Annotated in this window: 12 protein-coding genes and 1 tRNA gene; 6 read left to right on the top strand and 7 right to left on the bottom strand. The window is 50.7% G+C overall.

The features are described 5' to 3' along the window. Positions 1–68: 68 nt before the first annotated feature. Both ACTIDN_RS00800 and ACTIDN_RS00795 read right to left on the bottom strand, forming a co-directional pair. Positions 69–1,271, bottom strand: a complete 1,203-nt coding sequence (locus ACTIDN_RS00800; protein WP_441375654.1) for a tyrosine-type recombinase/integrase — start codon at positions 1,269–1,271, stop codon at positions 69–71. A 156-nt stretch (positions 1,272–1,427) separates the two neighbouring features. After that, positions 1,428–1,501, bottom strand: a tRNA-Cys gene (locus tag ACTIDN_RS00795). A gap of 306 nt (positions 1,502–1,807) precedes the next feature. Between ACTIDN_RS00795 and ACTIDN_RS00790 the strand changes: the two genes are divergently transcribed. The 4 genes from ACTIDN_RS00790 (at position 1,808) to msrA (ending at position 7,391) form a co-directional block, all read left to right on the top strand. Beyond that, on the top strand, positions 1,808–3,235 hold the full coding sequence (locus tag ACTIDN_RS00790; RefSeq protein ID WP_441375653.1) for a TolC family outer membrane protein: 1,428 nt from the start codon (positions 1,808–1,810) through the stop codon (positions 3,233–3,235). 30 nt (positions 3,236–3,265) lie between these two features. Next, entirely contained in the window at positions 3,266–3,952 is a 687-nt protein-coding gene (locus ACTIDN_RS00785) for a DUF2497 domain-containing protein (RefSeq protein ID WP_441375652.1), read from the top strand. A 135-nt stretch (positions 3,953–4,087) separates the two neighbouring features. Then, positions 4,088–6,781 (top strand): valine--tRNA ligase, encoded by a 2,694-nt coding sequence (locus tag ACTIDN_RS00780; protein ID WP_441375690.1) that lies wholly within the window; start codon positions 4,088–4,090, stop codon positions 6,779–6,781. Positions 6,782–6,860: 79 nt separating this feature from the next. Further along, the gene (gene msrA / locus ACTIDN_RS00775; RefSeq protein ID WP_441375651.1) at positions 6,861–7,391 is read left to right on the top strand and encodes a peptide-methionine (S)-S-oxide reductase MsrA; all 531 of its coding nucleotides are present in this window, start codon (positions 6,861–6,863) and stop codon (positions 7,389–7,391) included. A gap of 25 nt (positions 7,392–7,416) precedes the next feature. Here the strand turns inward: msrA and ACTIDN_RS00770 are convergent, their stop codons facing one another. The 5 genes from ACTIDN_RS00770 to ACTIDN_RS00750 are packed head-to-tail and all read right to left on the bottom strand — an operon-like array spanning position 7,417 to position 13,067. Beyond that, a complete protein-coding gene (locus tag ACTIDN_RS00770; RefSeq protein ID WP_441375689.1) occupies positions 7,417–8,721 on the bottom strand; it encodes an ABC transporter ATP-binding protein in 1,305 nt (434 codons plus the stop codon). A gap of 53 nt (positions 8,722–8,774) precedes the next feature. After that, positions 8,775–10,541, bottom strand: coding sequence for an ABC transporter permease subunit (locus ACTIDN_RS00765; RefSeq protein ID WP_441375650.1), 1,767 nt, complete (start codon positions 10,539–10,541; stop codon positions 8,775–8,777). Continuing rightward, positions 10,538–11,017: a dUTP diphosphatase gene (gene dut / locus ACTIDN_RS00760; RefSeq protein WP_441375649.1), complete on the bottom strand. Its 480-nt coding sequence runs from the start codon at positions 11,015–11,017 to the stop codon at positions 10,538–10,540. The genes ACTIDN_RS00765 and dut overlap by 4 nt, the downstream gene beginning before the upstream one ends. Positions 11,018–11,037: 20 nt before the next feature. After that, positions 11,038–12,276, bottom strand: a complete 1,239-nt coding sequence (coaBC, locus tag ACTIDN_RS00755; RefSeq protein WP_441375648.1) for a bifunctional phosphopantothenoylcysteine decarboxylase/phosphopantothenate--cysteine ligase CoaBC — start codon at positions 12,274–12,276, stop codon at positions 11,038–11,040. An 8-nt stretch (positions 12,277–12,284) separates the two neighbouring features. Next, positions 12,285–13,067, bottom strand: coding sequence for a class I SAM-dependent methyltransferase (locus ACTIDN_RS00750; RefSeq protein ID WP_048839219.1), 783 nt, complete (start codon positions 13,065–13,067; stop codon positions 12,285–12,287). A gap of 29 nt (positions 13,068–13,096) precedes the next feature. Here ACTIDN_RS00750 and mutM point away from each other — a divergent pair, with 29 nt between their 5' ends. After that, a complete protein-coding gene (gene mutM, locus ACTIDN_RS00745) occupies positions 13,097–13,942 on the top strand; it encodes a bifunctional DNA-formamidopyrimidine glycosylase/DNA-(apurinic or apyrimidinic site) lyase (protein WP_441375647.1) in 846 nt (281 codons plus the stop codon). A gap of 123 nt (positions 13,943–14,065) precedes the next feature. Then, positions 14,066–14,335 carry a 30S ribosomal protein S20 gene (gene rpsT, locus ACTIDN_RS00740; RefSeq protein WP_048839403.1) on the top strand — a complete coding sequence of 90 codons (270 nt, stop codon included), beginning with the start codon at positions 14,066–14,068 and terminating at the stop codon, positions 14,333–14,335. Positions 14,336–14,470 lie beyond the last annotated feature (135 nt).

Raw genomic sequence — 14,470 nt, 5'->3', positions numbered from 1 at the left:
ATTCAACGCGTGTCCTTCCACGCCGCCGTAGCCTCGTGATTCTAGTGCAGCGCGACTCGTGATGGCAACTATCTTCTTGCGTTATTGAGTAGCTGAAAAGCAGACGGGAAACCTTCCAAAAGTATATCGGCCCATTCTTGCGCCAAAGCACGCCTACGCTCTCTGTGCTCCGCTCTATTATATGCCGCTTCAACATCGTTCCGAGACGCATGGGCCAGCATCTGGTCTATAATAGAGCGAAACTCTGGGTGGCGTTCGTTCATGATCGACGAGAACGAAGACCGAAAGCCGTGCGGTACATGCTTCCCGAAAAACCCAGCCCGCTTGAGCAGGAAACTCATAGCGTTTTCCGACATTGGCTTGTGAGCCCATCGTGCATTAGGGAAAACCATTGGGCCTTTCCCGGTGAGCGTCTTCGCGGCCTCAAGCACATCAAGCGCCTGACGTGACAAGGGAACAACATGACCACGTTTCATTTTCATGCGCTCGGCTGGGATTGACCAGATGTCACCCTCAACCTCAACCCACGGCATCGCATTCACTTCACCTGGGCGAACGGCTGTCAGCGCCAGAAACCGAATCGCAAGAAGTGTCGTGGGATGGGCTGGCATACTTTCTATAATGCCCAGCGCTGCCCGCAACTCGGCGAGGTCAGTTATGGCGGGCATTCTATTTTTAATGGGTGAGGGCAGGGCACCCTTCACAACTGCGGCTGGATCTTGCTGAGTAAGCCCGCGTGCGATTCCGTATGTAAAAATTGAGGACACCCGCTGGCGGACGCGCCCCGCGATATCCGCCCCGCTGGACCGCTCTACGGCTTCCATAGCACCAAGAACCATGGGCGGGGTTATCTCTGTAACGGGTATTGACCCGAGGGAAGGCCAGACAAACCGTTCCAAACTGCGGGTAACTTGGTCTAAGTGGCCAGCGCTCCACTTGTCCTTGTTCATTGCGAGCCATCGCTCGCCCACCGATTTCAGGTGATTATCAGTGCAGGCAGCCTCGGCCTGATGCTGCTTTCTTGTAAGCGCTGGGTCGCGGCCCTTTTGGAGTTCTTCCTTGGCTGCTGATCTTGCTGAGCGTGCTCCGGCAAGGGAGACGAGGGGGTATTTCCCGAATGAGAGGGTTTTTTCTCTACCCCCCAAGCGGTACTTCATGCGCCAAAGACGGCTACCATTAGGCTGTATATAAAGGTACAAGCCTTCTGCGTCTGAGAGTTTGTACGGCTTATCTTTTGGTTTGGATCGGCGGATTTCTGCGTCTGTCAGCATCGATACCCCCATGGTCTAGGGCATACCCCCAGATATACCCCCAAATTACAATGCATAACCCGACTCTCCACGGCACAAGACGACATAGCGAATATGCTCTAAAGCGCAGTTTTTAGCGGGATATGTCAATCGGGGGCATTCCTCTGCATAGAGAAATGGAGGTCCGGGCGGGAATCGAACCCACGTACGCGGATTTGCAGTCCGCTACATCACCATTCTGCCACCGGACCGATGACGTGAGCGCTTTATGCCTTGATTTAAACATCCGGTCAAGGGGCGCACACCCGTGTCGCTTCTAAAAAATCATATTCTTGCAGGTTCTAAGGTGAGGCGAGACACCTACAAATCCCTCCACCCCTCGAAACAAAATCGTTAAGAAATAAAACGCATAAAAATTCAATAAAACATCTTAACTTTATTGTATGCTCTTGGAATTCTATTGCTGTATTTTTTATTGGTTAAAACTAGAATTTCTAGTCTTTTCATGCCATGAATTGATGATGTATAAAGTGCCAAATTGCGGCAGGGGGTATGGTATGAAACATATTTATGGGGTGGGCTTGGCCGCTGCCTTGTGCAGCACTACTGCGTGGGCCCAGAAATATGACGGGAGCGGGTCTCCTGCCTTTGTGCCTCATACCCTCCAAGAGGCTCTTGCCTCTGCTTATCTGACCAACCCAACATTGCAGGAGGCTCGCGCCACGCTCCGCGCGGCCGATGAACAGGTCCCGACAGCACTGGCCGGATGGCGGCCTACAGTAACAGGCACAGTCGGCTTGTCTTATTATAAAGGTATAAGTGATTATCAGGGTGGAGGCGACTCTGGTGCCTACAACCGCCGCTACGATACACCAGGCTATCAAGCCGGGGTTACGATAACCCAACCTCTTTACTCTGGCGGCAAAACAACCGCCGCCACACACCAAGCCGTTAATCAGGTTATGGCGGCGCGCGCTCATTTAATATCCTCTGAGCAAAAAGTCTTTATGGATGTTGTAAACGCTTATGTTGGCGTCATCCAAGATGAGCAGCTTCTCCAGTTGAACATCAATAACGAGCGCGTTTTGCAACAGCAGCTTCGCGCAACCAACGAGCGCTTTAAAGTCGGGGAAATTACCCGGACAGACGTTGCTCAGGCTGAATCTGCTTATGCAACAGCCAAAGCGACTAGGCAGCAGTCCGAAGGCACGCTGCAAACAGCTCAAGCAACTTACATGCAGATTGTAGGAATGGCACCCCCTCCTAATCTGGTTCCGCCACAGCCCTTGGTTTTGCCAGTTAATTCTTCTCAATCTGCTGTTAGTCTCGCTGTGCGCAATAATCCTGATGTTATAAGCGCGCTTTTTACTGAAGCGTCCAGAAAAGATAGTGTTGCGGTAGCTATGGCGGCGATCATGCCGAAAATTTCGGCTGAAGCATCCTATCAGCGAAATTTAAATCAGGGCCTCAACCATCAGGTTAATGAAAATAAGTATGCGATTCTGAATTTTCAAATGCCCGTTTACCAAGGTGGTTCAGAATATTCTGCCGTCCGACAAGCAAAACAGCAACAGCAGGAAGCTCATCGTGAGGTAGATGTTCAGAGACGTACAGCAGCACAAAGTGCAGCCTCAAATTGGCAAAGGCTAGTGTCCTATCAGGCTGCCATCTCTAGCAATCGCGCTGCAATCCGTGCCGGCACTATCGCCTTAGATGGGGTTGAAAGACAGGCCATTGTTGGCACAAGCACCACGCTGGAAGTTTTGCAGCAGCAGGAAACTCTTTTGCAAGCACAGGTGGCTCTAGTGCAAAGCCTAAGCAACTTAGTTTTAACATCTTATAACGTGGCGTCCGCCATTGGGCGGCTGACAGCCTCCGACCTTAAGCTTAGTGTACCGCTATATGATGAAAAAGCTTACTATCAGGCTGTAAAAGATAGATTGTGGGGCATTAATGATTATGCTCTGAATCAGCCAGGTCGGTGATAACCACTATCTTGTCCGGAATATTGTCTCATGAGTTCAGACCCTCATTCTAAAGAAGAACATCAGTCTATAGAAAATGTCTTGGCATCCATTCGCGATACCTTACAGCAGGAACGCGCCGCTGATGGGGCTAATGGCCTGGGCCATGATGACGATGAAGACGATATGCTGGTTTTGTCTCCGGACATGCAGGAAGAAGTTGCTCAGCAGCCACAACCGCCTACACCCGATACTCCAGATGAACAGACATCTGGACACGACAACAGTTTAGGCTCAATAAATCAGCAACAAGGCAGCCCTGCAGAAACATTGGGCCATAGCGCTGCTGTTGCGCATCAAAATTCTGCTTCTGTGCCTTCAAGTGACCAAGATGACGAAACCGAACCAACTTTTTCTATGGTTCATGCTAAACAAACAGACTTGACCAAGAAGGCAAAACCCATGTCCGATTCCTTGCCTATCCCGCTGAGTGAAGAAGCAATTTCCGATACGAGCAGTTCATTTGCCGTGCTGCAGAAAACCCTTCAGGAAAAATACCTGAAAGACTATGAGGAGAGAAAAGTGGCTGTTACCAATGAAGGGTCTCTGACCGTTGAAGATATCGTCCGCCAGGAAGTGCGTGCATTCCTGAAAAAATGGCTTAATGCCAATTTGCCAACAATCGTACAGGCTGCTGTGCGTGAAGAGGTGGAACGCCTGACACAGCGTGGAATCTAAAAGTAGCGCTCACCCCAATTAGTCTTTCCATAGAGGCAAGTTGGGGTACGTTTCATAGTGTTTGGCAAAGATATTCTTTGCTAGGGCGGGGGTGGCAATACCTTCCGCCTTTTTTATGTTTTCTGGTTGGATATGATGCTGAATAAGACTTTTGAGCCCGCTGAAACAGAAAAACGCCTCTACAGTTTGTGGGAAAGCCGTCAGGCCTTTTCCGCCCAGCCTGACTGCGGCAAAAAACCTTTCACCATCATGATCCCACCACCCAATGTCACTGGCACGCTCCATATGGGGCATGCCTTGACCATGACGTTACAGGATACTCTTGTCCGTTGGAAACGGATGCAGGGCTACGATACCTTGTGGCAACCAGGAACAGATCACGCCGGCATTGCAACGCAAATGGTTGTAGAGCGCTCCCTTGCAGCTGAAAATACAACCCGCCAGCAGCTTGGCCGCGATGAATTCATAAAGCGTACATGGAAATGGAAGGAAGAGTCCGGCGGCGGCATTACGCGCCAGCTCCGCCGGCTTGGTGCATCGCTGGACTGGCCCCGTGAACGTTTTACGATGGACGAAGGATTGTCCAAGGCCGTCAAGGAAGTCTTTGTAACACTGTACAAAGAGGGTTTGATCTACCGCGATCGCCGCCTGGTAAACTGGGACCCCACATTCCGCTCTGCCATTTCGGATCTTGAAGTCGAAAGTAAGGATGTCGCTGGCAACCTTTGGTATATCCGCTACCCGGTAGACGGTAAGCCTGACACAACCATTACAGTTGCGACCACCAGACCAGAAACAATGCTGGGCGATGTGGCTGTTGCAGTCCATCCGGAAGATGCCCGTTACGGGGACCTTGTTGGTAAAAATGTACGCCTCCCGCTGACTGGCCGCCTTATTCCTATTATAGCCGACCACTACTCAGACCCTGAAAAAGGGACTGGCGCTGTTAAAATTACCCCTGCACACGACTTCAACGATTTTGAAGTTGGCCGCCGCCATAGCCTTGCCATGCTCTCCGTTCTGGATGAAGAAGCGCGCATTGTTTTGGACGATATTGACGCTGAACTTCACACCATAAATGGCTTGGCCGACACTGCTTTTGTCCGATCTCTGATCGGTCAGTCACGCGAAGACGCACGCAAAGCAATTGTTGCCGAGCTTGAAACACTTGGCTGGCTGGAAAAAATTGAACCTCACCGCCATCAGGTGCCGCATGCAGAACGTGGGGGTGCTGTTGTAGAGCCACGCCTTACAACGCAATGGTATTGTGATGCAGGTAAGCTTGCTGTTCCAGCCGTGGAAGCTGTGACAAGCGGCAAGATCAATTTTATTCCCAAACAGTGGGAAAATACGTTTTTCGCGTGGATGCGAGATATTCAGCCTTGGTGCATTTCCCGTCAGCTCTGGTGGGGGCACCGGATCCCGGCATGGTACGGGCCAGACGGTGAAGTCTTTGTCGCCCATAACGAAGAAGACGCTCAGGAGCAGGCAACGAAGCATTACGGTAGTTCAACACCGCTGATTCAGGACGAAGATGTCTTGGATACGTGGTTCTCTTCCGGTTTGTGGCCATTCTCCACATTGGGCTGGCCTGATAAAACACCTGAGTTGTCACGATATTACCCTACCGATGTGCTTGTCACCGGCTTTGATATTATTTTCTTCTGGGTTGCCAGAATGATTATGATGGGCCAGCACTTCATGGGGGATGTGCCTTTTAAAGATGTCTTTATTCATGGCCTGGTGCGTGATGAACGTGGCCAGAAAATGTCAAAAAGCAAAGGCAACGGGATCGACCCTCTCGAGCTTATTGACGATTACGGCGCTGACGCGATGCGCTTTACCATTTGCTCACTTACGGGCATCGGGCGAGATGTAAAGCTAGGCCGTAAAAAAGTTGAAGATTACCGCGCTTTCGTAACAAAGCTGTGGAACGCGGCCCGTTTCTGCGAAATGAATGCCGTTAAAGCTTCTGCCGATTTTGATCCGCACACTGTCCAGTCCGCTCTCGGAAAATGGATCATTACGGAAACTTCTCAGGCAATTGCCGATGCAACCAAGGCTTTAGAAGTCTATCGCTTCGACGACTATGCTCTTACATGCTACCGTTTCGTATGGAACCGTTTTTGTGACTGGTTCCTAGAACTCGCAAAGCCTGTTTTCGCGTCTGAGAACCAGAATGAAGCGAACGAGATCCGTAACGTAGCCGCTTATGTCTTAGGACAGATTTTGCGGCTCCTGCAGCCTGTCATGCCGTTTGTTACGGACGATCTCTGGCATGCCTTTGGTTTCGGTGCAGAAGGAACGCTTATTTCTGAATCTTGGCCAACACCTGTTCAGTTGCAAAATGCTGAAGCGGCCTTGTCAGAATGCGACCAGATGATCCGCCTGATCTCGGAAGTGCGCACTGTGCGCTCAGAAATGAATGTACCCCCTTCACAAAAAGCACCCGTGTTTTTGAAGGATGCTCTTCCAGAAACTGTTGCGCGAGCAGAGCGGTGGCAAGAGGCCATTGGTCGCATGGCACGTGTTTCTCAGGTTGCTGCGCTGGAAGGGGATCTACCAAAGGGATGCGCTCAAGCCGTGCTGGATGAAGCAACCCTGATCATTCCGTTAGAGGGTCTTATCGATATTACGGCCGAACGTGATCGTTTGCAGAAAGAGCTTACGAAAGCAGAAGACGAAATTGGCAAGACAGAAAAGAAATTGGCCAACGAAAACTTCGTTGCCAGGGCGAAACCTGAAATTGTGCAGGAAATGAGAGAGCGCCTTGTTGCTCAACAAGGAGAGAGCATCCGCTTGAAGGCAGCCCTATTGCGCATTTCCTAAAATTTTTCCCCTTGTTCTTGTTGTGATGTGTGCTCACATCACAACAAGATATTCACACAGAACAAAGAGGGCGTAACAGATGTCTGAACAAGCTGTTTTTGGCGGGGGCTGCTTCTGGTGTGTGGAAGCTGTATTGAATGGCATGAAGGGCATTTTAGCAGTGACCCCAGGCTACGCAGGGGGGCATACGCCGGAACCAACCTATGAGCAGGTGTGTACGGGGACAACCGGCCACGCCGAAGTGGTACGGGTTACCTTTGACCCTGCCATTATGAGTTACGATGATTTATTGCGTATTTTTTTTACATTGCATGATCCCACAACGCTTAACCGGCAAGGGAATGACTGTGGAACGCAATACAGATCCGTCATTTTTTATAGTGATGATCAGCAAAAGAAAACTGCGCAAAGCGTACGAGACGAGATAGAAAACAGTCACATCTGGGACCAAAAGCTCGTAACCGAAATTACGTTGCTAGACCACTTTTGGCCTGCTGAAGAACTACACCATGATTATTATAGCAAGCACCCTCTAACAGGTTATTGCTCTGCCGTTATTGCGCCTAAAGTATCCAAAATGCGTAAAGCGTTTTTCAGCCGTTACCAATGATCCTCCGCAAGGACAATGATGATATTTAGATATCATCCTCATCCTCCAGATAAAAACGACTAGTCTCTTCATCAAAATCGAATAACTCTGCAAAGCGTGCCCAGCCAATTACGGTTTGCAAAGTCTGCTTGGCATAATCGGGCGACATGCAGACTTCCAGATTTTTTCTAAATCGGGAAGCAGAGGCACTGTGATTGGCTTTTTCGTCCAAAACGCCCTGAATCATTTTAACCAACGGTACATTATGTATCAGGGCATGACCCATAATAGCCTTCCGTTCCTCCAAGTCACTTAAAACGAAGTGAAGGCCCTCATGTGTCAGAAAAATATCGCCATCTTCCAGTTCAGCCAAGCCTAGCAACTCTAGAGATTCGCCAAGCGGGAACAGGTCATCCAACTCAAGTTGTAATTTTTCTGCAAGCATTGGCAAGTCGGCTCTGCCATTTAACGGTGAAGCAGCCAGTGCTTCCATCATACCAATCATCATGGTTATTGAGACTGGGGGGAGGGAGACCAATCCACTTGGGGAAGAAACAGAGTTTTTTGGAGAGAGAGCTAACTCAGCTTCCGACACTATGGGCGCACGCTGCGTCATCAACGCATAAATATGATCAACCAACTGTCGGAATTCAAGATTTTCACGGTTTCTGGGGTGTATAAAAGGAACTTCCAACACGTGAGCGACACGACCAGGATTGGATGAAAAAATAACAATGCGGTCGCACATCAAAACCGCTTCTTCAATATTATGCGTTACCAATAAAATGGACTGGATTGGTAACCGCTTGTCGCTCCAAAGTTCAATAAGGTCCGTTCGTAGGTTTTCTGCTGTCAGGACATCTAGAGCGGAAAAGGGCTCATCCATGAGCAACAATGACGGCTTTATGGCCAACGCTCTTGCCAAGCCTACGCGCTGCTGCATGCCATTCGACAACTCCTTAGGCCATGCGTTTTCGTACCCCCCCAAACCCATAAGCTCTATGGTTTCTTCAATACGCTGCTCTAGTTCCACTCCGCGTAGAGTGCCTGCCTCCAGACCCAACCCAACATTTTCGGCAACGGTCATCCACGGAAATAGTGCGAAAGACTGAAATACCATAGCGACATCGGACAGAGGCCCAGTGAAAGGTTTGCCCTTCCATAAAACCTGCCCCGACGTCGGCTTTATAAGTCCTGCCAAAATACGCAGTAACGTTGATTTACCAGACCCAGAACGACCAAGAAGTCCGACAATTTCATTCTCTTGAATGCTCAGATTCACATCGTCCAGCACCAGAAGGTCAACACTTGTCTCTTTTTGGTAAGCTTGCCCTACGTGCCGACTTTCCATAAGAGCATTAGTGTCTGTGCTGCCTGAGGCAACTGACAAACTGCGAGACATTATTAGAGTGCCTTGTCAGAGATTTTGAAGGTACGCTGAACATAGCGCATGATCGGACGCCATATCAGCAAGTTACTCATCATGGCCATGATTGTCATGCAGACACACCCTAAGGCGACTTGATGAATTGAACCTGTTTGCATTGCTTGAGCAATATAGGCCCCAAGTCCGTAGACTTGGCTTGCGTGCCCCCTCCATTCCATACTCTCAGCCACAATAGTGACATTCCAGATGATGGCCGATGCAGTAGATAAACCAACTACATAATATGGCAGAATACCGGGAGCCAGAATCTTGCGCCACAGGAGTGTGCCCCGGACATGAAGGTTACGCCCAACCTCCAGAAGAGCGGGCGGAAAAGATCTCATTCCTTCAATAACGCTCACCAAGATGAACCCCTGCACACTTATCAATAAGCCTACAATAACCCATAAACTTGCAGGTTCATGACGGTTTACGTTGGCCAAAGCAAACAAGGGGAACAGCAGATTGGCCGGAAATGAAATGGCATAAAGTGCAAGGCGCGCTACTTTGCGTGCTATGTAACCTTTTTGCCCGACATATACGCCTATAGGAACCCATAGAAGAGAGCTGAAAGTAAGCACTATAAGTGTGCGGGCTGTTGTGGCCAACCCTCTCAACAAGACATCCTGATACTGTGCCAGAGAATAGGTCTGCAAACAGAAAAGCAGTGCAAGTGCAGCTCCTACGGCACAGACACTCCAGAAAAAAAATGCCCTTACCAAACCAAGCTGTGCTCTGCTTCCAAAACGATTTTTACCGCTCGATACAGCAGAGGGCCTTGCACCAATAGACAACCGACCAAGCTGACGCAGGGTTTTACGGAGATATAAGGTGAGGAGATTTACGATATAGCTGCGCCGATACCACCGTAGAAAAAACGGGTCTGAAATATTGTCTGATATGGGAACACTTTCAAAGCGCTGTGCCCATGCTGCAGCCGGACGAAACAGGATATGGTCGTAGGCTAGCAAGACCAAACCCATCGCCACCAGCGCATAAGCGACTTTCCAAACATTACCTTGAAAGGCCGCTGCACTGGTAAAAGCACCCAGACCGGTCAGTATGCCATGGCTAGGCGCTATACGCGCGCTCTCACAAAAAGTGATGACTAGCCACGCCGCTGCGCTTGAGATTCGCAAACTCGAAACTAATGCTGGCAAAGCATATGGTAATTCAAGAGACCATAACCGTTGCCAGCTTGTAAGCCTTAGAGAAAGTGCAGCTTCATTGAGATCCGCGGGAAGGTCCCTCAAGGCACGAAAGACTGCCCCAGCCAAACGCCATGTCACGGACACCGTGGCCGTCATGACCGTAGCAATTTCAAGCGACAGATTATGATTTGCAATTTTGGTTTGGGAGGCCAATAAAAAGAAAAAAAACAGGCCCAACACAGGCACTGACTGGCAGATTTCTAAAGCAGGCTCCAAAAGCAATCTTGCGTACTGATTTTTCGTGGCAATCACAGCGCTCGCTAGGGCCATTATAATAGCGCAACAAAGAGCCACCCCCATGCGGCCCGCAGTACCAAGCATGGATGCCAATAGATTGAAAGCTGAAAGGTCATCCGGCGCTTTGTAAAGGGATGGGTGTTGCGCAATAACAGTACCTGAAAACACCCCCATTGCAGCGAGAAAGCCGGTCAGGCAGACTAAGAAAACTAAACCTACACTCCCTTGTGCGACATTACCTCTCAGGGCAGAGAAAAAGGGCGGCTTGATTGTAAAATCTGGCCGCTCGCGCTTCATGGCACTCCGGTTCCTGTACTACCAAACCCGCCTTCACCGCGCGCAGTTTCATCCAATGTTGTGCATTCATCCCATTGAATCCGCTCAACAGGCGCAATAACCCCCTGAGCAATGCGCGCTCCGCGTTCAATTCGGAAAAGGTCTTTGCCCGTATTGAGCATGATGACCCCTAGTTCCCCTCGATAATCTTCGTCAATAGTTCCAGGGGAGTTGGGAAGGATAATGCCATGCTTCAGCGCCAAGCCCGATCGCGGCCTAACCTGCAACTCAAAACCTTCCGGCAATGCAATTCGTAAACCTGTAGGTATGAGGACACGCTCACCAGGAGCCAAAAGAACAGGTTCTGTAACAGCAGCAACAAGGTCCAGACCTGCAGCACCTTTTGTGGCATAGCTGGGTAAGGTCAGGTCAGCAGCATGAGGGAGACGCACCACCCGCACAGTAAGAGGGGTTTTTCCTGCGTGCGGCACCGGCATTCTTCTTCTCCATCTTTATTTTAAAGATCTATATTACCCGAAAGTCGTTCAGAGATAAGTGCGGCCAGCCTCTGAGCAACGTCATTTTTATCTAGTCGAGGCCACTGCTCACTACCCTGTTCCGTTATAAGCGTAATCTGATTTTCACGCCCACCCATAACGTCAGAATTCTTACCGACATCATTGGCTACAATCCAATCGCAACCTTTACGAAGCCGTTTGGCACGCGCATGAGCCTCAACATTTTCGGTTTCTGCTGCAAATCCAACGACAAGCTTCGGTCGGGATGGGGAGGGCGCTGAGAGGTCTGCGAGAATGTCCGGGTTGGGAACCAATTCTAAAGGCGCAGGCACGTCATCGCGACTGTGTTTCTTTATTTTCTGGTCAACCTTCTGTGCAGTGCGCCAGTCCGCCACAGCCGCAGTACAAACTGCCACATCTTGCACGGGTAAAGCCGCTACCACGGCCTGCATTTCCAGTGCTGTTTCACAGTCCTGCACGGCAACACCCGCAGGCTTACGCAGGGCCGTCGGACCGCTAACCAACGTGACTTCAGCCCCAAGGTCCGCCAACGCATTTGCTATGGCATAACCCTGCTGGCCAGATGAACGGTTGGCAATATAACGCACCGGATCCATAGGCTCGTGGGTGGGGCCAGCGGTCACCAACACACGCCTACCTGACAGCGTGCCACCACCCTGCTGAAGACTGCGCCGGAAATAGGCAATGACACAGTCTTTTACGTCCGCAGGCTCTGCCATTCGCCCCGGGCCAAACTCTCCACAAGCCATGATGCCTGAGGTTGGTGGAATAAGATGCACACCACGCTGCTGAAGTTGCTCTATATTGGCTTGAGTAGCGGGATGTTCCCACATACGCACATTCATGGCAGGAGCGACCATAATGGGCGCGTCAGTCGCCAGCAGAAGAGTGCTTGCCAAATCATCAGCCAAACCCTGCACCATTTTTGCCAACAGATTGGCGGACGCAGGACAGACGACAATGAGGTCAGCTGAGCGGGAGAGGGCAATATGGCCCATTTCTTGCTCATCGGTTAGTGAGAATAGTTCGGTATAAACAGGCTTTCCAGTCAGGGCCTGAAGAGTGAGTGGCGTTACAAACTGTGCTCCCGCATGTGTAAGAACACAGCGGACCTGAACGCCATCAGCCAGAAGGAGGCGGACAAGATCAGGGACCTTGAACGCTGCAATACTCCCACTGACAATCAGCAGAACTGACCGGATTGGCCGCTGCATCATTCCCTCTCTTACAGGCGCCAACCGGAATGAATGGCGGCGATACCGCCAGAGAGAGACTGGTATCTAACATGAGATAGACCCGCCTCCCGGAACATCTCAGCCAAGGTTTCCTGATCAGGGAAGGTCCGAATGCTCTCAGCCAGATACTGATAGCTGGCACGATCCTTCGCGATCAGATTGCCCATAGCCGGCAAAACCTTGAACGACCATGCATCATAAATTGGCGAGAGTGCGGCTACCTGCACGCGTGAAAATTCCAGACACATGAAACGCCCACCCGGCCGCAACACCCGGCGCGCCTCACGAATGACAGCCATTTTATCGGTACAGTTTCGGAGGCCGAAGGCAATGGAGACCCGGTCTACTGACATATCCTTAAGAGGAATGGCTTCAGCATCCACAACACAAAAAGACAGGTCTGATACCAGCCCCTGACTTAAAGCACGGTCCCGCCCCACAGACAGCATGCTCGCATTAATGTCAGTCATAACGGTGGGGCCACCGCCACCCTTCAACCACCCAAATGAAATATCACCTGTACCGCCAGCCAGATCCAGCAGGGACAAACCGGGCTGCGGACCAAGTTCCGTTACAAAAATCCGCTTCCAGATACGATGGATGCCTAAGGACATGACATCGTTCATCACATCATACTTACCCGCAACACTGTCAAAAACAGCACGGACAAGCGGCTTCTTTTCTTCCTTTCTGACGGAACGGAAACCAAAATCGGTCTCTTCTGCGGCTGAGGCGGAAGAACCAGGGGAGGGCGCAAAGCTATTGTCGGTCATGATCTTACCCTATAACCTGCTTTTTACTCATGCCGGAACTCCCTGAAGTAGAAACCGTGATGCGCGGCATGCAGATTGCTCTGCTAAACCGCACCCTGAACGCAGTTCATGTGCGACGCCATGACCTGCGATGGCAGATTCCTGCCGATTTTTCCCAACGTGTTGTTGGAAGGCGCATTACCGCATTTCAACGCCGTGGCAAATATATCCTTATCCGGCTTTCGGGCGGCATATCAATAATGCTGCATCTCGGAATGTCAGGGCGAATCATTCTCGATTCTCCACAAACCGCAACACCCCATGAGCATGTCGTATTTGTAACCGACGATGGCAAAAGATGCAGCTTTGTTGACCCTCGCAGGTTTGGCATGGTTGACCTTCTCAGGACGGGCTCCGAATATGAACATCGTCTGTTGCAGGCGATGGGCCCGGAACCCCTCACGCCAGCGTTCACGCCAAAGGCACTGGCACTTTGCCTTGCGGGGAAGAAGAGCCCTATCAAAACGGCACTCCTCGACCAGAAAAATGTTGCTGGCCTTGGAAATATCTATGTGTGTGAAGCGCTCTATCGGGCCAGAATTCACCCAGCCACACCTTCTAAAGATCTTACTACAACAGACATCAAAGTGTTGGTTCCAGCCATAAAAGACGTTCTGACCGAAGCAATAGCTGCTGGAGGATCAAGCCTGAAAGACTACGTCCAACCTGAAGGTGGGCTGGGCTACTTTCAACACGCATGGCAAGTTTATGGGCGAGCAGGCCAGCCTTGCCCGGAGTGCCCGCTGGAACCACAATGCTCTGGCGTGCAGCACATAACGCAGGCTGGTCGCTCCACTTTTTTCTGTCCCATTCGGCAGAAAGCTCGTGATTTTTAGTGCCAAAAGCACGAACATGCTTGACGAACGGGGCACGTGTGGATTACAGCACCGCTACTCTTTTAGTTGGCACACCCTTTGGGTTTGCCTACTTTCTCTTTTGTGCTGGACAGAATAGAACTCATGGCGAATATCGCTTCAGCGCGTAAGCGCATCCGGCAGACCGCTAAGCGGACTGCACGTAACACTGCTCGTAAATCCCGTATGCGTACCTTTATCAAAAAGGTCGAAACTGCAATTGCTGCTGGCAATCAGGAAGAAGCGCGGGAAGCACTGCGCGCTGCTCAGCCAGAAATTCAGCGCGCTGCAGGCAAGGGCGTTGTTCACCACAACACGGCTTCTCGCAAAATTTCTCGTCTCTCCGCACGCATCAAAGCTATCGCAACAGCCTGAGGCCAGCCTCGGGCTGCTATAGCAGCTTGCTGACTATGACGACTACAAAGCCGGATCATCGTCCAGATGGTTCGGCTTTGTTTTTGTGTAGAGCATGACAGGCGTGCAGATCTGAAAAAGCAGATTTTCATTGCC

Origin of the sequence: Acetobacter sp. (assembly GCF_052102375.1) — a bacterium.
In the GTDB taxonomy this organism is placed as follows: domain Bacteria; phylum Pseudomonadota; class Alphaproteobacteria; order Acetobacterales; family Acetobacteraceae; genus Acetobacter.
Note: the sequence above shows the minus strand (reverse complement) of the source record. Positions and strands in the feature narration are given on the sequence as shown.